The organism is Lachnoclostridium sp. An138 (genome assembly GCF_002160765.1).
Classification (GTDB): domain Bacteria; phylum Bacillota; class Clostridia; order Lachnospirales; family Lachnospiraceae; genus Laedolimicola; species Laedolimicola faecalis.
The window spans coordinates 1-729 of sequence record NZ_NFLF01000057.1 but is presented as its reverse complement, the minus strand read 5'-3'; the positions used below and the strand labels follow the sequence as shown (position 1 = coordinate 729).

2 tRNA genes and 2 rRNA genes are annotated in these 729 nt (G+C 50.5%); all 4 read right to left on the bottom strand.

Annotation, left to right across the window (positions count from 1 at the left end):
• Positions 1–142: 142 nt before the first annotated feature.
• Positions 143–215: transfer RNA gene (locus tag B5E82_RS17775), tRNA-Ala, on the bottom strand.
• A gap of 55 nt (positions 216–270) precedes the next feature.
• Positions 271–344 (bottom strand) — tRNA-Ile (locus tag B5E82_RS17770).
• Between the two features lie 127 nt (positions 345–471).
• Positions 472–589 (bottom strand): 5S ribosomal RNA (gene rrf / locus B5E82_RS17765).
• An 82-nt stretch (positions 590–671) separates the two neighbouring features.
• Positions 672–729, bottom strand: a 16S ribosomal RNA gene (locus B5E82_RS17760); the annotation flags it as partial.

Genomic DNA, 729 nt, shown 5'->3' with positions numbered 1-729 from the left:
TCGGATGTCTTGTATTGTTAAATCTTCGATTTAACTGGATATTTTCAGTATATAGTTTTCAAGGTACAAGGGATATGGCTTTCAGAATTATCATTCCTTCCGCCTTATCTTCAGTGCTTTCACTCTAAGTGCTCACACTGAGTGGAGATGGAGAGATTCGAACTCTTGACCCCCTGCTTGCAAGGCAGGTGCTCTCCCAACTGAGCTACACCCCCACGAATAGGTTTGTTTTCTCTATTCTTTTGTCTGGTCTGGATTCTTCCAGGCCAATGGGCTTAAGTGGACTCGAACCACCGACCTCACGCTTATCAGGCGTGCGCTCTAACCGGCTGAGCTATAAGCCCTCCTTTTGTTAATCCGGCAGGTCCCGTCACTAACCTCAAGCTTCGTCTTGCGACTCGCTTTCGCTAAGTGTCGTGACACGCCACTCACTAAATTCGAACTGCCCCTTCGGCTTGTTCTTATTAAGTGTTCCGGCAGCCACCTGCTCTCCCATGCCGTCTCCAGCATAGTACCATCGGCCGTCTGGGGCTTAACCATCGTGTTCGGGATGGATACGGGTGTGGCCCCCAGACGCATCGCCACCGGAAATCTTCCAGGCTTCCTCGCGAGCCTTCATAACTAAACAGTGCCTAACACTCTCGTGCTTTCCCCTACTTCTTCTTCCTTAGAAAGGAGGTGATCCAGCCGCACCTTCCGATACGGCTACCTTGTTACGACTTCACCCCA